General features: G+C 71.5%; 17 protein-coding genes and 1 tRNA gene. 14 read left to right on the top strand and 4 right to left on the bottom strand.

Translation table 11 applies throughout. The annotated features are described in order from the left end of the window. Nucleotides 1-119: 119 nt before the first annotated feature. Entirely contained in the window at nt 120-701 is a 582-nt protein-coding gene (locus Q8A52_RS04565; protein WP_316749074.1) for a 5-formyltetrahydrofolate cyclo-ligase, read from the bottom strand. Between the two features lie 133 nt (nt 702-834). Here Q8A52_RS04565 and galU point away from each other — a divergent pair, with 133 nt between their 5' ends. From galU to Q8A52_RS04530, 7 genes are all read left to right on the top strand, one after another. Next, nucleotides 835-1,746, top strand: coding sequence for a UTP--glucose-1-phosphate uridylyltransferase GalU (gene galU, locus Q8A52_RS04560; RefSeq protein WP_316749072.1), 912 nt, complete (start codon nt 835-837; stop codon nt 1,744-1,746). Next, on the top strand, nt 1,743-3,065 hold the full coding sequence (glp, locus tag Q8A52_RS04555; RefSeq protein WP_316749070.1) for a molybdotransferase-like divisome protein Glp: 1,323 nt from the start codon (nt 1,743-1,745) through the stop codon (nt 3,063-3,065). The genes galU and glp overlap by 4 nt, the downstream gene beginning before the upstream one ends. A 115-nt stretch (nt 3,066-3,180) precedes the next feature. Continuing rightward, complete coding sequence (gene moaC, locus Q8A52_RS04550; protein WP_316749068.1) at nt 3,181-3,693, top strand: cyclic pyranopterin monophosphate synthase MoaC; 513 nt, start codon at nt 3,181-3,183, stop codon at nt 3,691-3,693. Beyond that, entirely contained in the window at nt 3,690-4,190 is a 501-nt protein-coding gene (locus Q8A52_RS04545) for a MogA/MoaB family molybdenum cofactor biosynthesis protein (protein ID WP_316749067.1), read from the top strand. The genes moaC and Q8A52_RS04545 overlap by 4 nt, the downstream gene beginning before the upstream one ends. A gap of 20 nt (nt 4,191-4,210) precedes the next feature. Next, nucleotides 4,211-4,861, top strand: coding sequence for a GNAT family N-acetyltransferase (locus Q8A52_RS04540; protein WP_316749065.1), 651 nt, complete (start codon nt 4,211-4,213; stop codon nt 4,859-4,861). Nucleotides 4,862-5,046: 185 nt separating this feature from the next. Then, complete coding sequence (sepX, locus tag Q8A52_RS04535) at nt 5,047-6,333, top strand: divisome protein SepX/GlpR (protein WP_316749063.1); 1,287 nt, start codon at nt 5,047-5,049, stop codon at nt 6,331-6,333. 91 nt (nt 6,334-6,424) lie between these two features. Further along, nucleotides 6,425-6,498 (top strand) — tRNA-Ala (locus Q8A52_RS04530). Between the two features lie 49 nt (nt 6,499-6,547). Here Q8A52_RS04530 and Q8A52_RS04525 read toward each other — a convergent pair. Then, on the bottom strand, nt 6,548-7,024 hold the full coding sequence (locus Q8A52_RS04525; RefSeq protein WP_316749061.1) for a GNAT family N-acetyltransferase: 477 nt from the start codon (nt 7,022-7,024) through the stop codon (nt 6,548-6,550). Between the two features lie 78 nt (nt 7,025-7,102). Here Q8A52_RS04525 and Q8A52_RS04520 point away from each other — a divergent pair, with 78 nt between their 5' ends. Beyond that, a complete protein-coding gene (locus tag Q8A52_RS04520) occupies nt 7,103-7,906 on the top strand; it encodes an exodeoxyribonuclease III (RefSeq protein ID WP_316749059.1) in 804 nt (267 codons plus the stop codon). Nucleotides 7,907-7,919: 13 nt separating this feature from the next. On the opposite strand, the gene Q8A52_RS04515 is transcribed toward Q8A52_RS04520, so the two are convergent. Next, nucleotides 7,920-8,540 (bottom strand): MerR family transcriptional regulator, encoded by a 621-nt coding sequence (locus Q8A52_RS04515; RefSeq protein WP_316749954.1) that lies wholly within the window; start codon nt 8,538-8,540, stop codon nt 7,920-7,922. Between the two features lie 185 nt (nt 8,541-8,725). Between Q8A52_RS04515 and Q8A52_RS04510 the strand changes: the two genes are divergently transcribed. From Q8A52_RS04510 to Q8A52_RS04495, 4 genes are all read left to right on the top strand, one after another. Beyond that, the gene (locus Q8A52_RS04510; protein WP_316749057.1) at nt 8,726-10,258 is read left to right on the top strand and encodes a flavin-containing monooxygenase; all 1,533 of its coding nucleotides are present in this window, start codon (nt 8,726-8,728) and stop codon (nt 10,256-10,258) included. Nucleotides 10,259-10,311: 53 nt separating this feature from the next. Continuing rightward, nucleotides 10,312-11,211, top strand: coding sequence for an alpha/beta fold hydrolase (locus tag Q8A52_RS04505; RefSeq protein WP_316749953.1), 900 nt, complete (start codon nt 10,312-10,314; stop codon nt 11,209-11,211). Next, nucleotides 11,208-12,092, top strand: a complete 885-nt coding sequence (locus Q8A52_RS04500) for an SDR family oxidoreductase (RefSeq protein ID WP_316749055.1) — start codon at nt 11,208-11,210, stop codon at nt 12,090-12,092. Before Q8A52_RS04505 ends, Q8A52_RS04500 begins: the two co-directional genes overlap by 4 nt. A 135-nt stretch (nt 12,093-12,227) precedes the next feature. Further along, nucleotides 12,228-12,449 (top strand): hypothetical protein, encoded by a 222-nt coding sequence (locus Q8A52_RS04495; RefSeq protein WP_316749053.1) that lies wholly within the window; start codon nt 12,228-12,230, stop codon nt 12,447-12,449. A gap of 46 nt (nt 12,450-12,495) precedes the next feature. On the opposite strand, the gene Q8A52_RS04490 is transcribed toward Q8A52_RS04495, so the two are convergent. After that, nucleotides 12,496-15,756: a S41 family peptidase gene (locus Q8A52_RS04490; RefSeq protein ID WP_316749052.1), complete on the bottom strand. Its 3,261-nt coding sequence runs from the start codon at nt 15,754-15,756 to the stop codon at nt 12,496-12,498. A gap of 166 nt (nt 15,757-15,922) precedes the next feature. On the opposite strand from Q8A52_RS04490, the gene Q8A52_RS04485 reads away from it, so the two are divergent. Both Q8A52_RS04485 and Q8A52_RS04480 read left to right on the top strand, forming a co-directional pair. Beyond that, nucleotides 15,923-16,525, top strand: coding sequence for a TetR/AcrR family transcriptional regulator (locus Q8A52_RS04485; RefSeq protein ID WP_316749051.1), 603 nt, complete (start codon nt 15,923-15,925; stop codon nt 16,523-16,525). Nucleotides 16,526-16,645: 120 nt separating this feature from the next. Next, on the top strand, nt 16,646-18,874 hold the full coding sequence (locus Q8A52_RS04480; protein WP_316749050.1) for an MMPL family transporter: 2,229 nt from the start codon (nt 16,646-16,648) through the stop codon (nt 18,872-18,874). The last annotated feature ends 146 nt before the right edge of the window (nt 18,875-19,020 follow it).

The raw sequence follows: 19,020 nt of genomic DNA, 5'->3' as shown, positions 1-19,020 counted from the left end.
GCCAACCAGGCTCTACAACACCCGGTGCCCCCTTGCCCCCCGTACACCCTCTGGGCCCCCCCCGGGGGGGGGGGGGGCCCACTTCGCATCAGGGGGACCGCCCGGGGCGGGGCGAGACGTCAGGCGCCCTTGAAGCGGCGCAGGCCCGACGGGGTCACCACCGCGTCCACCGGCCGGTCGTGCGCCTCCTCGGGGACGCTCTCGACGACCTCCGAGTCGTACAGGAGCACCACGAGCGCGGGGTGCGCCCGCGCCCGCTCCAGACGGGCCAGTACCCGGTCGTAGGACCCTCCGCCGCGTCCCAGGCGCATCCCGCGCGCGTCCACCGCGAGCCCGGGCAGCAGGACGACGTCGGCGGACGTCACGGCGTCGGGGCCCAGGCGCTCCCCGGCGGGCTCGAAGAGCGCCATCTTTCCGCCGTGTTGGACACGCGCGAGGGAGCCCTCCCCGGTGTACGCGCCCCAGTCCAGGTCGTTGTCCGGCAGGAGCGCCGGGAGGAGCACGCGCACGCCTCGCGCGTGCAGCGCGTCCAGCAGCGCGAGCGTGCCGGGTTCGTTCTCCACGGAGACGTACGCCGCCACCGTGCGCGCACGCACCAGTTCGGGCAGCTCCAGCGCGCGCTCGGCCAGAGCCGTGCCCGCATCCCTGACGACATCCGCCGTCAACCTGTTCCTCACCGCGAGGAACTCTCGCCGCAACATTCGCTTGTCAGGATCCACCGCACGTCCGACGTGTTCCACTGGTCGCTCTTGCACCCTTCCTAATGTGCTCATATGAGAGCTAATTAACCGGAGCCACGGATTCCCCGCAAAGCCACCGGATAAGGTTGCGGTCATGACTCAGTCGCACCCCAGGATCAGTAAGGCTGTCATTCCCGCAGCAGGCCTCGGCACCCGGTTCCTGCCGGCCACCAAAGCCACTCCCAAGGAGATGCTGCCGGTCGTGGACAAGCCCGCGATCCAGTACGTGGTCGAGGAGGCCGTGTCGGCGGGGCTCGACGACGTGCTCATGATCACCGGACGCAACAAGCGCCCCCTCGAGGACCACTTCGACCGCAACTACGAGCTGGAGTCGGCCCTCCAGAAGAAGGGCGACGCCGGTCGGCTCGCCAAGGTCCAGGAGTCCAGCGACCTCGCGACCATGCACTATGTGCGCCAGGGGGACCCCAGGGGCCTCGGCCACGCCGTCCTGTGCGCCGCCCCGCACGTCGGGCACGAGCCCTTCGCCGTCCTGCTCGGCGACGACCTGATCGACCCGCGCGACCCCCTGCTCCAGCGCATGATCGAGGTCCAGGAGCAGCACGGCGGCAGCGTCATCGCGCTCATGGAGGTCGCACCCGAGCAGATCCACCTCTACGGCTGCGCGGCCGTGGAGACCACCACCGACGGCGACGTGGTCAAGGTGACAGGGCTGGTCGAGAAGCCGGACCCGGCGGACGCCCCGTCGAACTACGCGGTCATCGGCCGCTACGTCCTCGACCCGCACGTCTTCGACATACTGCGTCAGACCGAGCCCGGCCGCGGCGGCGAGATCCAGCTCACCGACGCGCTCCAGCAGCTCGCGCAGGACGAGAAGGTCGGCGGCCCGGTGCACGGTGTCGTCTTCAAGGGCCGCCGCTATGACACCGGCGACCGTGGCGACTATCTGCGTGCCATTGTCAGACTCGCATGCGAACGTGAAGACCTGGGCCCGGACTTCCGGACCTGGCTTCGCAGTTACGTAGCCGAGGAGATGCAGCAACGTTGAGCAGCGCCGCGACCCGCCCCGCCGGCCAGGAGCACCTGTGGTCGGTGGACGAGCACCTGGAGGACATCCTCGCCACCGTCCGCCCCCTCGACCCCATCGAGCTGCAACTGCTCGACGCCCAGGGCTGCGTCCTGGTCGACGACGTCACGGTGCCGGTCTCACTGCCGCCGTTCGACAACAGCTCCATGGACGGGTACGCGGTGCGGGTCGCGGACATCGCGGGCGCGAGCGAGGAGTTCCCCGCCGTCCTTGAGGTCGTCGGGGACGTCGCGGCGGGCGCCGCCCATCTGGCCCGGGTCGGCCCGGGCCAGGCGGCCCGCATCATGACCGGCGCCCCGCTGCCGCCCGGCGCCGAGGCCGTCGTCCCCGTGGAGTGGACCGACGGAGGCCTCGGCGAGGGCCCCGTGAGCGGGATGCCCGCCCGCAGCCTGGCCCCCGAGGGCGCCACCGGGCATGTGCACGTCTACCGGCCGGCCGAGGCACGCGCACATGTGCGCGCGGTGGGCAGCGACGTGAAGGCCGGTGACCGCGCCCTGGAGGCCGGCACGGTCCTCGGCCCGCCGCAGATCGCGCTCCTCGCCGCGCTCGGGCGCGGCACGGTACGCGTCCGCCCGCAGCCGCGCGTGGTCGTGGTGTCCACCGGCAGCGAGCTGGTCCAGCCCGGCGAGGCGCTGGGCAGCGGCCAGATCTACGACTCCAACAGCTTCGCCCTCACCGCCGCCGCCCGGGACGCGGGTGCGATCGCCTACCGGGTGGGCGCCGTCGTCGACGACGCCGAGACGCTGCGGTCCACCATCGAGGACCAGCTCATCCGTGCCGACCTGCTGGTCACCACGGGCGGGGTGAGCGTCGGGGCGTACGACGTCGTCAAGGAGGCGCTGTCCCACGTCGGCGACGAGGACGAGGCGGGCGGCGGCGTCGAGTTCCGCAAGCTCGCCATGCAGCCGGGCAAGCCCCAGGGCTTCGGCTCCATCGGCCCCGACCACACCCCCCTGCTCGCGCTGCCGGGCAACCCCGTGTCGTCGTACGTCTCCTTCGAGCTGTTCGTCCGCCCCGCCATCCGTACCCTGATGGGCCTCGAGGACGTCCACCGGCCGACGGTCCGGGCGACCCTGCAGGCGGACAAGGCGCTGAGCTCCCCGAAGGGGCGCCGGCAGTTCCTGCGGGCGACGCACACCGAGGGCGAGGTCACGCCCGTGGGCGGTGCCGGATCCCATCTGGTCGCGGCCCTGGCCCACGCCGACGCGCTGATCGTCGTACCCGAGGACGTCGAATCCGTCGAACCCGGCACGGAGGTCGAGGTCGTCCTGCTGGGCTGAGCCCGGCCCCCGGGGATCCCGCACCGGTGCGCACGCCGACTTGGCGGTAGCGTGTCGCGCACAACAGGCCCGTGCGCCGCACCGCGACGGGCCGGGACCGGGAGCACCACACACCATGACTGTGCCTTCCCGGGGGGAGACCCCCGGACCCTCTGTGCAGGACTCACTCACGCACATCGACGAGGCGGGCGCGGCCCGCATGGTCGACGTGTCCGGGAAGGACGTGACCGCGCGCACCGCCCGTGCCAGCGGCCGCGTCCTGGTCTCGCCCCGCGTGGTCGAGCTGCTGCGCGGCGAAGGGGTTCCCAAGGGAGACGCGCTCGCCACCGCGCGCATCGCCGGGATCATGGGCGCCAAGCGCACCCCGGACCTGATCCCCCTGTGCCACCCGTTGTCGGTCTCCGGTGTGAAACTGGACCTGTCGGTCGCGGACGACGCCGTCGAGATCCGGGCCACCGTGAAGACCACGGACCGCACGGGCGTCGAGATGGAGGCCCTCACCGCGGTGTCGGTCGCTGCGCTCACCGTGATCGACATGGTCAAGGCTGTCGACAAGGGAGCGGTCATCACGGACGTACGGGTGGAGGAGAAGACGGGCGGCAAGTCGGGCGATTGGAGCCGGACATGACATACCGGGCCCTTGTGGTCACCGCCTCCAACAGGGCTGCCGTCGGGATCTACGAGGACACGGGCGGTCCGCTGATCGCCGAGGGCCTGTCCGGGTTCGGCTTCGCCGTGGACGGGCCTCAGATCGTCCCCGACGGCGACCCCGTGGAGGCGGCCCTGCGCGCCGGTGTCGAGGCGGAGTACGACGCCATCGTCACGACCGGCGGCACCGGCGTATCGCCGACCGACCGCACGCCCGAGGCGACGCGCAGGGTGATCGACTACGAGGTGCCGGGCATTGCGGAGGCCGTCCGGGCGTTCGGAATGCGGAAGGTGCCGACCGCGGCGCTGTCCCGGGGCCTGGCCGGAGTGGCGGGGCGGACGCTGATCGTCAATCTGCCGGGCTCCAGCGGCGGGGTGAAGGACGGCCTCGCCGTCCTGGAGCCGCTGCTGATCCACGCCGTGGATCAGATCCGCGGCGGCGACCACCCCAGACCCGGAAGTGGGGGTGCGAGCTGAACAGCCCATCCTGGCCCGTCGTGCTGGCGGACGGCGACATCGTCCTCCGGCCGATAAGGCTGCGCGACCAGCGGGCCTGGCGCGAGGTGAACCGGCGCAACCGGGACTGGCTGCGCCCCTGGGAGGCGACCATTCCGCCGCCCACGCCCAGCGGGCCGATAGCGCACCGGCCGACCTACCGGCAGATGGTCCGGCATCTGCGGTCCGAGGCGAACTCGGGCCGGATGCTGCCGTTCGTCATCGAATACCAGGGGCAGCTGGTCGGCCAGTTGACGGTCGCCGGGATCACCTGGGGCTCCATGTGCTCGGGACACGTCGGCTACTGGGTCGATGAGGCGGTGGCCGGCCGCGGGGTGATGCCGACGGCCGTCGCGCTCGTGGTGGACCACTGTTTCCGCGCCGTCGGTCTGCACCGCATCGAGGTCTGCATTCGCCCCGAGAACCGGCCCAGCCGCCGGGTCGTGGAGAAACTCGGATTCCGCGAGGAGGGCCTGCGCCCGCGTTATCTCCACATCGACGGAGCCTGGCGCGACCACCTCGTCTTCGCGCTCACCGCGGAAGAGGTGCCCGAGGGGTTGCTGAGCCGCTGGCAGCGGGCACGCTCTCAGGGGACGTCGAACACCGGGAGCGCGAGGCGGAATCGGCAGAACACCCCGGGGAATCCCGCGTAGCCCGGGAAATTGAATATTTGTTCGAAATTGATCGAGCGATGACCGTCTCCGAGTATTGAATTCGCATCCCCGACGGCCTACTGATCGCATCGGTCACAAAAAAAGTTCGAAATATCAGCCAGATCGTGCGACACACCGGCCCAATTGGCAGATGGCCTCACACAAACCCCTCTACCGTGTGAGACGTGAGCAGCAGCGGCCTCATCTACGCAGTCATTGTCGGGGCCTGGGCCGCCTACTTGGTGCCGATGTGGCTCCGTAGGCAGGACGAGCTGAACGAGGCCCGTCCGACGGAACGCTTCAGCACCGCCATCCGGCTGCTGTCCGGACGGGCGGGGATGGAGCGCCGGTACGCCAAGGACCTGCGGGCGCGCTCCGCCCAGGAGGGGGAGCCCAGCGCCGGCGACCCGGACGCGGTCACCGACTCGGTGGACGTCCGGGCGTTTGCCATGCCTCCGACCCGTCGTCAGGTACGGGCGGACGTCGAGCCGGAGACCTCCGAGCGCCCGGAAACGGCACGCAGCCAGGGGACCGGGCCCGCGCCGAAGTCCGGCTCCGCGCCCGCGCATCAGCAGGGATCCGCGCCCAAGTCCCCTTCCGCATCCGCGCCCAAGTCCCCCTCCGCGTCGGCGTCCAAGTCCCCTTCCGCGTCGGCGCCCTCGCAGAAGCGCGTACCCGTCCCGCGGCGTGCGTCCTCGGCCCAGGCGGCCGCGGCACGCGCCCAGCGCTCGAAGGCGCTCGCGCGTCGCAGGCGCACCACGGTGATGCTCTTCCTCGCCTTCACGCTCGGCGCCATCGTCGCGGCCGTCGGCGGGCTCGCGTTCCTGTGGGCGCCCGCCGTGCCCGCCATACTGCTCAGCTCGTACATCGCGTATCTGCGCAGCCAGGAACGCCGCCGCTTCGCCTACCAGATGGACCGGCGCCAGGCCGAGGCCGCGGCCGCGCGGCTGCGGGAGCGGGCACGCCAGCCGCGGCGGCGCGCGCCCCTGGACGCGGGCGCGTCCGCCGACGAACCGGACGAGGGACCAGCGGCCGAGACCGACACCGGCATGTCCGCGCTCGCCGCCGACCGTCGCGCCCTCGTCGAGCAGACCGACCACGCCGAGTGGGTCGACCAGCAGCGCGAGCGCCAGCGCCGCCCCGGGCACGGCGACAGCTGGGACCCGGTGCCGGTGCCGCTGCCGACGTATGTGACCGCGCCGGTCGCGCCGCGGGCCACGTCCGACGTGGACCTGGAGGCGCCCGACGCATGGAGTTCGGCGCGGTCCAGCTCCGTCGCGCCGGAGCAGGAGGCGGTGCCGGACGCAAAGACGCGGGAATCCGCGCCCGAGGCCGAGGACAAGCCCGCCGCGGACGGCCGCGGTGACGCACGGCGCCGTGCCGCCTCCGCCCGCCGCGCGCGCGAACGCGGTCGCACGCCGCTCTTCGACCAGTACGAGGACGGCGAGCGTCCGCGCGCGGCCAACGAGTGACGCCCGTCACCCCTCGGGAGGCCGCCCTGACCAGTCAGGGAACGGATTTCCAAGCACCCCGATCGGGGTGCTAAAGTTTCACTCGTTGCAAGGGCCTGTGGCGCAGTCCGGTAGCGCACCTCGTTCGCATCGAGGGGGCCAGGGGTTCAAATCCCCTCAGGTCCACGCAGCATGAAGCCCCGATCGGCGAAAGCCGACCGGGGCTTCATCGTGTTCACAGCGGCTTCGCGTAGCAGCGGCTCGACTCGTGGTGGCGGTAGTAGCCGAACTTGGTGCAGGGCTTATAGCCGCTGGAGAGATAGAGGGCGATGGCCTCCGGCTGCTTGGTGCCCGTCTCCAGGACCATCCGGACGCGGCCGGCCGCGCGGGCGTCCTCCTCCAGGGCCGTCAGCATGCGGCGGGCCAAGCCGCGGCCGCGCATCTCCTCGACCACGTACATGCGCTTGAGTTCGGCGTCGCCGTCCTCGTGGCCCTCGCCGTTCTCGTCCTGGCTGCGCCAGCCGCCGGTGGCCACGGGGTGGCCGCCCCCGTCGTACGCGATCAGGTACACGCCGTTGGGCGGCTCGAAGTCCGACGCGTCCAGGGTCGTGGCGTCACCGCCGTCGCCGTAGCGCACGTGGTATTCGGCCTGGACCTCGTTGTTGAGCTTGACGGCGTCGGGGTGGTCGAAGGGAACGGGACGTATATTCATGCTGGGCATCGTACATTCATGCAGAGGGAGACCCGGTGGAAAACCGGACCTCGTCCAGTGTGCCGGTATCGTGCCCGGGTGCTGACTGTGACCTCGGTGAATGTGAACGGGCTGCGGGCCGCCGCGAAGAAGGGCTTCGTGGAGTGGCTCGCCGAGACCTGCGCGGATGTGCTCTGCCTCCAGGAGGTGCGCGCGGAGCCGCCGCAGCTGCCCGAGAGCGTGCGCCTGCCCGACGGCTGGCACGTCGTGCACGCCCCGGCCGCCGCAAAGGGCCGCGCGGGCGTCTCCCTCTACACGCGGCGCGAACCCGACCGCGTCCAGGTGGGCTTCGGATCGGCCGAGTTCGACGGCAGCGGCCGCTACGTCGAGGCCGATCTGCCCGGCGTCACCGTCGCCTCCCTCTACCTCCCTTCCGGGGAGGTCGGCACCGAGCGGCAGGAGGAGAAGATCCGCTTCATGGACGAGTTCCTCGCCCATCTGAAGCGGCTGCGCGAGCGCGCCGCCGCCGACGGCCGCGAGGTGCTGGTCTGCGGCGACTGGAACATCGCCCACCAAAACGCCGACCTCAAGAACTGGCGCGCCAACACCAAGAACTCGGGCTTCCTGCCGGAGGAGCGGGAGTGGCTCGGCAAGGTCCTCGACCCGGCCGACGGCGGGTACACCGACGTGGTGCGCGACCTGCACCCGGAAGCCGAGGGGCCGTACACGTGGTGGTCGTACCGGGGGCGGGCCTTTGACAATGATTCGGGTTGGCGCATCGACTACCACGTCTCGACGCCGGGGCTCGCGGCCAAGGCGGTCAAGGGCTTCGTCGAGCGGGCGGCCACGCACGCCGAACGGTGGTCCGACCATGCGCCGGTGACCGTTGTGTACGACCTCTGAGCGGCTCTCGCGCTCAGTCCCGCTTCCGCAGCCGCCGGTCCAGTGCCAGCGACATTTCCGCCTCCACCACGCTCCGGGCCAGCGGGCGCAGGCGTTCCAGGTCCTCCTCGGGGCCGTGGCGCAGGATGACCTCGGTGAAGAGTTCGGCCAGGGCGTCCGCGTGCTCGCGTACGCGCCTGGCGGCCGTCAGGACCTCGGCGAGCGGGATGCCCTCGCGGACCAGGGCCGAGGACACGTCCAGCAGGCGGCGGCTGATGTGGACGATCTCGTCGCCGTCGGTGCCGAGGTAGCCGAGGTCCATGGCCGCGGCGAGGTTCTCGGGGGTGGCCTCTCCCGCGAAGTGGTCGGCGAGTTCCTCGGGGGTCAGTCGGACCGGCTCCTCCTCGGTGGGGGCGCCGACGCCGAGCAGATCGGCGACGTCCCGGCCGTGGTCGAAGGCCTCGGCGAGCTCCGCGATGCCGTTCAGGGTGTGGCCGCGTTCCAGCAGGGCCGAGATCGTGCGCAGACGAGCCAGGTGGTGGTCGTCGTACCAGGCGATACGGCCCTCGCGGCGGGGCGGCGGGATCAGCTTGCGCTCACGGTAGAAGCGCAGGGTGCGCACGGTGATGCCGGCCAGTTGCGCCAGCTCCTCCATGCGGTACTCGCGCTGCTCGCCGGGTCGTCCTCCGTCTTCAGCCACGCGAGCAGCCTATGTTGTACCGCGGGTAACTTCCTTCCCCCGACCCCTACCGCTCGGTACGCGGCTGCTCTACGCTCCCATTGCGCCAGTGTTCACTGGCATGGTTCAACGAGTCCGATGTGATGCCTGGAGGCTTCGGGATGGCCGAGCACGAGCATGTACGGGTGGCGGTGATCGGGTCCGGCTTCGGCGGGCTGGGCGCGGCCGTGCGGCTGCGCCGCGAGGGGATCACCGACTTCGTGGTCCTCGAGCGGGCGGACAGCGTCGGCGGCACCTGGCGGGACAACAGCTACCCCGGGTGCGCCTGCGACGTACCGTCCCATCTGTACTCCTTCTCCTTCGCGCCCAACCCCGACTGGCCGCGCACCTTCTCCGGCCAGGAGCACATCCGCGCCTACCTGGAGCACGTGACCGACGTCTTCCGCCTCCGGCCGCACATCCGCTTCGGCGCCGAGGTGAAGCTGATGACCTGGGACCCGGAGCGGTTGCGCTGGGACATCGAGACCACGAACGGCTCGCTGAGTGCCGACATCGTCGTCTCCGCCACCGGGCCGCTGTCCGACCCGAAGGTGCCGGACATCCCGGGCCTCGACTCCTTCCCGGGCAAGGTCTTCCACTCGGCCCGCTGGGACCACGACTACGACCTGAGCGGCAAGCGGGTCGCGATGGTCGGCACGGGGGCGTCCGCCATCCAGATCGTGCCGGCCGTCCAGCCGCGGGTCGCCAGGCTCACCCTCTTCCAGCGCACCCCGCCCTGGGTGATGCCCCGCATGGACCGCGCCATCAGCGGCGCCGAACGCCGTGTGCACCGCTCCCTGCCGTTCACCACGCAGCTGCGCCGCGGACTGCTGTGGGGCATCCGGGAGTTGCAGGTCCAGGCCTTCACCAAGCGCCCCAACGAGCTCGGTTTCATCGAGCAGTTGGCACGGCGCAACATGGCCCGCGCCATCAAGGACCCGGCCCTGCGCGCCAAGCTCACCCCGGACTACCGCATCGGCTGCAAGCGGATCCTGCTGTCCAGCGAGTACTACCCGGCGCTGGCCAGGCCCAATGTGGACGTCGTCGCCAGTGGCCTGAGCGAGATCCGCGGGTCGACCGTCGTCGCCGCCGACGGCAGTGAGGCCGAGGTCGACGCGATCGTCTTCGGTACGGGCTTCCACGTCACCGACATGCCGATCGCCGAGCGGGTCGTCGGGGTGGACGGCAGGACCCTCGCCGAGGGCTGGAAGGGCGGGATGCAGGCCCTGCGCGGGGCGTCCGCGGCCGGCTTCCCCAACTGGATGACGATCATCGGGCCCAACACCGGGCTCGGGAACTCCTCCATGATCCTGATGATCGAGTCCCAGCTGAACTACATGGCCGACTACGTGCGGCAGCTCGACGTCCTCGGCGGCCGCGGCGCCCTCGACGCCCGCCCCGGCGCCGTGGAGGCCTGGAACCGCATGGTGCAGGAGCGCATGAAGCGCACGGTCTGGAACACCGGTGGCTGCACCAGTTGGTACCTGGACGCGAGCGGCCGCAACACCACCATCTGGCCCGGTACGACGACGGAGTTCCGGCGGGCGACCCGTCGGGTGGACCTGGCGGAGTACGAGCTGCTGCGGACGCCGGCCCGCACGGGCGCGGCGCAGGGCGCGGCGCAGAGCGTGACGCAGGCGGAGGTGGCCTCGTGAGCCGACTCACCCGCCCCCAAGCTCTCGGCTCCGCTCGAGCAGGGGGGAGCCCCATCGCCACCGGCCCCTACGCCCCGCCCGCCCCCGCCCGCGAACTCACCGTGGTCTCCGCCGACGGCGCCCGCCTGCACGTCGAGGTGCACGGGGCCGAGGACGCGCCGCCCGTCGTCCTCGCCCACGGCTGGACCTGTTCGACCGCCTTCTGGGCGGCGCAGATCCGGGACCTGGCCGCGGACCACCGGGTCATCGCGTACGACCAGCGGGGACACGGGCGCAGCCCGGCGAGCCCCGCCTGCACGACCGACGCGCTGGCGGACGACCTGGAGGCGGTGCTCGCGCAGACGCTCACGCCCGGCGAGAGGTCCGTGATCGTCGGCCACTCCATGGGCGGGATGACGGTGATGGCCGCGTCCGGGCGCCCCCGCTTCCAGGAGCACGCGGCCGCCGTTCTGCTGTGCAGCACGGGCAGTTCGAAGCTGGTCGCGCAGGCGCGCGTCGTCCCGCTGGGCGCCGGGCGCATCCGCACCTGGCTCACGGCGCACATCCTGGGTTCTCGTGCCCCGCTCGGTCCGGTCACTCCGGTCGCGAAGCGGATCCTCAAGTACGCGACGATGGGCGCCGGTTCCGCCCCGCACATGGTGGAGGCGTGCGCACACATCGTGCACGCCTGCCCGCGCGCGGTGCGCCACGCCTGGTCGCAGGTGCTGGAGCGGCTCGACCTCGACCACGGCGTACGGGAGCTGCGGGTCCCGACGGCGGTGGTCGCCGGCACGGAGGACCGGCTCACCCCGCCGGTGCACGCCCGGTTCCTGGCCGCCGAGCTGCCGAACTGCGTCGGCCTCACCGAGCTCCCCGGGCTCGGCCACATGACCCCGGTGGAGGCGCCCGAGCTGGTCACCGGGAAGATCCGGGAACTCGTCACCACGTACGTACACGTCAAGGAGGGCGCATGAGCAGGGTGAGCCTGGAGGGCCAGGTCGCGGTCGTCACCGGAGCCGCACGCGGCGTCGGCGAACTGCTTGCGCGCAAGCTCTCGGCGCGCGGTGCCAAGGTGGCGCTGGTCGGGCTGGAGGCGGATGCGCTCAAGGAGGTGTCCGGCAGGCTGCACAGCGACAGCGACCACTGGTACGCCGATGTCACCGACCACGAGGCGATGGCGCGGGTGGCCCGGGAGGTCAAGGAGCGCTTCGGCAAGGTCGACATCGTGGTCGCCAACGCCGGGGTCGCGAGCGGCGGGCCGTTCGTGGACTCCGATCCTCAGGCCTGGCGGCGGGTGATCGAGGTCAATCTGATCGGCTCGGCGGTGACGGGCCGCGCCTTCCTGCCGGTGCTCACCGAGAGCCGCGGCTATCTGCTGCAGATCGCCTCGCTCGCCGCGATCACCCCGGCGCCGATGATGACGGCGTACTGCGCGTCCAAGTCCGGTGTGGAGGCGTACGCGCACTGTCTGCGCGCCGAGGTCGGCCACCAGGGCGTGAAGGTCGGTGTCGCGTATTTGTCGTGGACCGACACGGACATGGTGCGCGGTGCCGACCAGGACGACGTCATGCGGGAGTTGCGGCAGCGGCTGCCGTGGCCGTCCAACAAGACGTACCCGCTGGGCCCCGCGGTGGACCGGATCGTCGCCGGTATCGAGCGGCGCTCCCCCCATGTGTACGGGCAGTGGTGGCTGCGCGGGATGCAGGGCGTGCGCGGCTATCTGCCGGGGCTCATCGGGACGGTGGGACAGCGCGAGATGCGCCGCTTCGCGCCCCGGCTCCAGGGGATGCGGACGGGACTGGTCGGCGCGGGCGGGGAGGCCGACGAGCGCGAGCGGTCCGTCCGGCACGAGTGAGTGTGCCCGCGTCCGGCCAAGTCGGCCGCTACGCACCGTGACTGATCGACATGCGCAGTGTGTCCACCCGTGTGAATCTGGTCGAGGCCCAACCAAAGGGCCTAAACCCCTCACCCTCCACGGGAGTGAACCCACATGGGTATGAAGGACCAATTCCAGGACAAGTCCCAGGGCAAGCAGAAGGGCGCCCAGCGCGGCCAGCAGCAGCCCCAGCGCGGTCAGCAGCAGCCCCAGCGCGGTCAGCAGCAGCCCCAGCGGGGTCAGCAGCAGACCGAGCGCGGCCGCCAGAACGTGCGGGACATCGACGAGTCCGAGCACGACATGCGTGACCGCATGGACATGGACTACGACGCCTGACGTCGGCGGTCCGGTGGAAGGGGTGCCCCGCGCGGGGCACCCCTTCTCATGTCCGCGGCGGCAGCTTCGGCCGCGAGCGGTCCGGTACGTCGCTGTAGTCGGGCGGGGCCGCCGCCGGGTTGGTGGTCAGCAGGTCCAGGGCCAGCTGCACCGCGTCGTCCATCTCGACATGGCGGCCCTCCGCCCAGTCCAGCGGGGTGCGCAGGATGTCCAGGTCGGGGGCGACGCCGTGGTTCTCCACGGACCAGCCGTAGGCGTCGAACCAGGCCGCGTTCATTGGCACCGTGATCACCGTGCCGTCGCCCAGCCGGTGCCGCCCGGTCATGCCGACCACACCGCCCCAGGTGCGCTGGCCGACGACCGGCCCGAGCTTGAGCAGTTTGAAGGCCGCCGTGATCATGTCGCCGTCGGAGGAGGTCGCCTCGTCGGCGAGGGCGACGATCGGGCCGCGGGGCGCGTTCGAGGCGTACGACACGGGCTGGGCGTTGCGGGTCAGGTCCCAGCCGAGGATGGTCCGGGTGAGCTTCTCGACGACCAGCTCGCTGATGTGCCCGCCCGCGTTGCCCCGCACGTCCACGATCAGCGCGGGCCGGGAGACCTCCATGCGCAGGTCCCGGTTGAACTGGGCCCAGCCCGAGCCGCCCAGGTCGGGGATGTGCAGATAGCCGCACTTGCCGCCGCTCAACTCCCGTGTGACCTCGCGGCGTTTGGCCACCCAGTCCTGGTAGCGCAGCGGCCGCTCGTCGATCAGGGGGACGACGGCGACCCGCCGCGGCGGGCCCGTCTCGCCCTCGGCCGGGGCGAAGGTCAGCTCCACGGTCGTACCGCCCGAACCCGCCAGCAGCGGATACGGACCCGTCACCGGGTCCACCGGCCGGCCGTCCACGTGGGTGAGCACGGCGCCCTCCCGGATGCCCGTACCGGCCAGCGGGGAGCGGGCCTTGGAGTCGGAGGAGTCGCCGGGCAGGATCCGCTTGACCGTCCAACGGCCTTCCCGGCACACCAGGTTGGCGCCCAGCAGGCCCTGGAAGCGCTGGTAGTGCGGCGGTCCCTCGTTGCGGCGGGCGGGGGTGACATAGGCGTGGGAGGTGCCCAGCTCGCCCAGCACCTCGCGCAGCAGGTCGGCGAACTCGTCGGGGGAGGCGACCCGTTCGACCAGCGGCCGGTACTGGTCGAGGATCGCGTTCCAGTCGATGCCGCACATGTGCGGCTCCCAGAAGTAGTCCCGGATGAGGCGGCCGGCCTCCGCGTACGCCTGGCGCCACTCGGCGGGCGGGTCGACCTCGTGCAGGATGCGGCGCAGGTCGATCCAGGTCGTGGTGTCGCCGTCGCCGGGCTCGGTCGCGGGGACGGCCCGCAGGTCGCCCTCGTCCATGAGCACCAGCCGGGTGCCGTCGCCGCTCACCGAGAACCAGTCGAGGTGGTCGACGAGCTGGGACTTCTTCGCCTTGGTGAGGTTGAAGTACTCCAGCGTGGGCCGCTCACTGGGGTCGTTGGGGTTCGCGAACGTCTCGCCCAGCGCGCCCGAGATCGGCCAGCGCAGCCAGACCAGGCCGCCGCCCGAGACCGGCAGCAGCCCCGAGTACTTGGAGGCGGAGACCGGGAACGGGGTGACCCTGCTCTCCAGCCCCTCGACCTCCACGGTCACCGCGCCGCCCTCGCCGGTCTCCTCGTCCTCCACGGGGTCCAGGCCCCCGGCGGCCGGCCGGCCCTCGGGGTTCAGGGCGAAGGGGGAGGGGGTGGCCGAGGACAGCGGGACCAGGTACGGGCGGCAGCCGAGCGGGAAGGACAGGTCGCCGGTGTGGACGTCGTACACCGGGTCGAAGCCGCGCCAGGACAGGAAGGCCAGATAGCGGCCGTCCCGGGTGAAGACCGGGTTCTCGTCCTCGAAGCGGCCGTTGGTCACGTCGAGGACCTGTCGGTCGCCCTGTCCGAGACCGGAGATCCGGGCCATCTTGATCTGCCGGAGCGACCGGCCGATCCCCGGATGCGACCAGGTCAGCCAGGAGCCGTCCGGTGAGAAGGCCAGGTCCCGCACCGGGCCGTTGATGGACCGGATCAGCTCGGTCACCTCGCCGTTCGACTCCTCGTCCGTGTCGATCAGCAGCAGCCGTCCGTCGTGGGCGGCGACGGCGAGGCGCTCGCCCGGCGGGTCCGAGGCCAGTTCCAGGACCCGGCCCAGCTCGCCGGAGGCCAGCCGGCGCGGCGCGCGGTCGCCGCTGGCGCGGGGCAGATGGGAGATCTCGATCGCGTCCTCGCCCTCGGCGTCCGTGACGTAGGCGATCTGCCCGGTCGAGCCCAGCATCTCCGGGAGCCGGACCCGTACGCCGGGCGTGTCCGAGATGGTGCGCGCGGGGCCGTCGCGGTGGGTGAGCCAGTACAGGCTGCCGCGGACCACGACGGCGCTGGCCCGGCCGGTCTCGTCGACCGAGATGCCGTCCACGTGCCGGGCGGCCGGCACCTGGTACCTCCGGCGTCCCGCGCGCGCTCCGGACAGGCGCACATCGAGCCGGCGCGGCACCGAGTCCGCCGACAGGTCGTCCACCAGCCACAGGTCGCCCGCGCACTGATACACCACCCGCGTGCCGTCACTGGCGGCGTGCCGGGCGTAGAAGGCGTCGTGGTCGGTGTGGCGGCGCAGGTCGGAGCCGTCGTAGGCGCAGGAGTAGAGGTTGCCGATGCCCTCGTGGTCGGAGAGGAAGGCGATCCGGCCGCCGACGAACATGGGGCAGTCCAGATGGCCGCCGATGCCGGGGAGCAGCCGCTGCCCGTGCAGCCACAGCCGGCCCATGGCGCCGCCCCGGTACCGCTTCCAGGCGGCCGGTTCGTGCGGCGGGGTGCCGGTCAGGAGCAGGGTCCGGTGCCCCTCGTCGAGGTCGGCGACCTGGATGTCGGCGACCGGGCCCCAGGGGAGCTTGCGGCCCGGGTCGCCGTCGGTGGAGACCTTGTAGGCCCAGGTGAAGTACGAGAAGGGCTGGCTGTGGGAGGCGACGGCGAGGATCTCCGCCCCGCCGTTCTCGGAAGGCGTCCAGCCGCACACCCGGGTGTCCGCGCTTCCCCAGTGCGTCAGCTGCCGGCCCGGCCCGCCCTCCACGCCGACCACGTGGATCTCGGGCACCAGGCTGCGCCAGCTCGTGTACGCGATCGTTCGGCCGTCGGGCGAGAAGCGGGGGTGGCCGGTCTTGGTGCGGTCCACCGTGAGCCGCCAGGCGCGGCCCGGGGAGCCGAGGGGGGCCAGCCAGAGGTCGTCCTCGGCCACGAAGCACAGCAGTTCGCCGCTGAGGTGCGGCAGGCGCAGATAGCTCACCTCCCCATGCTTTTCCGGGGGATGGAGCGGAGCAACTTGTGAAATTTCCGGGCGACCGACCAGGGCGTGACCCAGGACACGTACGAAACGGTTTCGTTTCGCATGAGGGGTGCGCTACATTCGTCACGTACGAAACCGTGTCGTTCGGAGTGGGAAGGTGGGAACGATGACCGAGGTCGCCACGGCGCGCCGCAGTCGTATCACCCCCGAGCGTGAGGCCGAGTTGTACGAGGCCGTGCTCGACCTGCTCCGCGAAGTCGGCTACGACGCCCTCACCATGGACGCCGTGGCGGCCCGCACCCGGTCCAGCAAGGCGACGCTCTACCGCCAGTGGGGCGGCAAGGCCGAGCTGGTGGCGAAGGCCGTGCGGCACAGCAAGCCGGGCGGCTCGGCCGACGAGGTCGACACCGGATCGCTCAAGGGCGATCTGCACGCCCTCACGCAGCGCTCGGACGACTGCGAGATGGAACAGAACTCCGCGTTGATGCGGGGCCTGGCCATGGCGATGCACGGCAACCCGGACCTCCTGAAGGCGTTCCGGGAGCATCTCATCGAGCCGGAGATGGCGGAGTTCCGTCGCGTGATCCAGCGGGCGATCGACCGGGGAGAGGTCCGTGCGGACAACCCGGCGATCGGGTTCGTGATGCACATGATGATCGGCGGGTTCGCAGCACGCACGCTCATCGACGAGCAGCCCCCGACGCAGGCGTTCCTCCTTTCGTACATCGACGCCGTGGTCCTCCCCGCCCTCGGCGTTTCCACCGACTGACAAGTCCCCTCAGCCCCACCTGACGTCACCGCTCACGTCGTCGGGCCGATCACCCCTGCCACCCACGGGGCTGGTCACCCCTGCCCTGAACACCCCACGACTGACCGGGAGTACGACCTCGTGGCCACGTTCCTCTACAAACTGGGCCGACTCGCCTTCCGGCGACGGCACTTCGTCGCCCTCATATGGGTGGCGCTGCTGACGCTGGCGGGCGTCGGCGCGGCGAGTGCCCCCGCGGCCGGCAACACCTCCTTCTCCGTCCCCGGCACGGAGGCCCAGAAGGCCTTCGACCTGCTGGAACAGCGCTTCCCCGGCATGAGCGCCGACGGCGCCACCGCGCGCGTCGTCTTCAAGGCGCCGAGCGGCGAGAAGATGACCGCCGCCGCCAACAAGAAGATCGTGAAGAAGACGGTCGCGGAGCTGAAGGACGGCTCCGAGGTCGCCTCCGTCGCCGACCCGTACCAGAGCAGGGCCGTCAGCAAGAACGGCACGGTCGCGTACGCGTCGGTCAAGTACAAGGTCTCGGGCATGGAGCTCAAGGACTCCACGCGCGACGCCCTCAAGGAGGCCGCGCAGGACGCGCGGGAGGCCGGGCTGACCGTCGAGGTCGGCGGTGACGCCCTCAACACGACTCCCGAGACTGGCGCCACCGAGGTCATCGGCATCGCGATCGCCGCGGTCGTCCTCGTCATCACCTTCGGCTCGCTGCTCGCGGCCGGACTGCCGCTGGTCACCGCCCTCATCGGCGTCGGTATCGGCGTCTCCACCATCGCCGCGCTCGCCAGCGCCCTGGACCTCGGCTCCACCACGTCCACCCTGGCCTCGATGATCGGCCTCGCGGTCGGCATCGACTACGCGCTGTTCATCGTCTCCCGCTACCGCGCCGAACTGGCCGAGGGCCGAGAGCGCGAGGAAGCGGCCGGGCGGGCCGCCGGCACCGCGGGCTCCGCGGTGGTCTTCGCGGGCCTGACCGTGGTGATCGCCCTGGTCGGTCTGTCCGTGGTCAACATTCCGATGCTGACCAAGATGGGCGTCGCCGCCGCGGGCACGGTCGCCATCGCGGTCCTGATCGCACTCACCCTGATCCCGGCGCTGCTCGGCTACGCGGGCCGCAAGGTGCGGCCGGCCGGCGAGAAGAGCAAGCTGCTCGGCGGCGGGCGCAAGGCCAAGCACCCCCACAAGGCCGGCCGGCCGAACATGGGCACGCGCTGGGCGAGCTTCGTCGTGCGCCGCCCGGTCGCCGTCCTCCTCCTGGGCGTCGTCGGCCTCGGTGCCGCGGCCGTCCCCGCCGCTTCGCTGGAACTGGGCCTGCCCGACGACGGCTCCCAGCCGACGTCGACGACCCAGCGCCGCGCCTACGACCTGCTCTCCGAGGGCTTCGGCCCCGGCTTCAACGGCCCCCTGATGCTCGTGGTCGACGCCAAGGACAGCGACCACCCCAAGGCCGCCTTCAAGGAGGTCGGCAAGGAGATCAAGGCTCTCAAGGACGTTGTGACCGTCACCCCGGCCGTGCCCAACAAGGCCGGTGACACCGCGACGATCACCGTGATCCCCAACTCCAAGCCGTCCTCGGCGACCACCGAGGACCTGGTGCACGCGATCCGTGACAAGGGCACGGAGATCAAGGCCGACACGGACGCGCAGGTCCTGGTCACCGGCACGACGGCGATGAACATCGACACGTCGCAGAAGCTGAACGACGCGCTCGTCCCGTACCTGGCCCTGGTCGTCGGCCTGGCCTTCCTCCTGCTGATCCTCGTCTTCCGCTCGGTCCTGGTCCCCCTGAAGGCGGCCCTCGGCTTCCTGCTGAGCGTGCTGGCGGCCCTCGGCGCCGTCGTCGCGGTCTTCCAGTGGGGCTGGCTGTCCGGCCTGATGGGCGTCGAGGAGACCGGACCCATCATGTCGATGATGCCGATCTTCATGGTCGGCGTGGTCTTCGGCCTCGCCATGGACTACGAGGTGTTCCTCGTGACCCGGATGCGGGAGGCGTACGTCCACGGCGAGAAGCCGAGCCAGGCCGTGGTGACCGGATTCAAGCACGGCGCCCGGGTGGTGACCGCCGCCGCGGTGATCATGATCGCCGTCTTCTCCGGCTTCATCGGGTCCAGCGAGTCGATGATCAAGATGATCGGCTTCGGCCTGGCGGTCGCGGTGTTCTTCGACGCCTTCATCGTCCGGATGGCGATCGTCCCGGCGGTGCTCGCGCTGCTCGGCAAGAAGGCCTGGTGGCTGCCGAAGTGGCTGGACCGCGCCCTGCCCAACGTGGACGTGGAGGGCGAGGGCCTGCGCGCCCGCGACGACGACCGGCCGCGGGACGGGGACGCGGACCGGGAGCTGGTGCACGCCTGACGCGCCGCTTCCGCTGAAGGACCGGCCGGCGAGGGATCCGTGGGGACGGGGCGCTCTCGCCGGCCTCTTTCATGCGGTGAAGCCCGGTCGTTCATGCTGTGAAACCCGGTCGCCCGCCCCGTACACACACCGCTAGCGTGCCCCGC

The organism is Streptomyces herbicida (assembly GCF_032656585.1).
Taxonomy (GTDB): domain Bacteria; phylum Actinomycetota; class Actinomycetes; order Streptomycetales; family Streptomycetaceae; genus Streptomyces; species Streptomyces herbicida.
The sequence above is the reverse complement of the archived record's forward strand: the minus strand, read 5'-3'. Positions and strand labels throughout refer to the sequence as shown.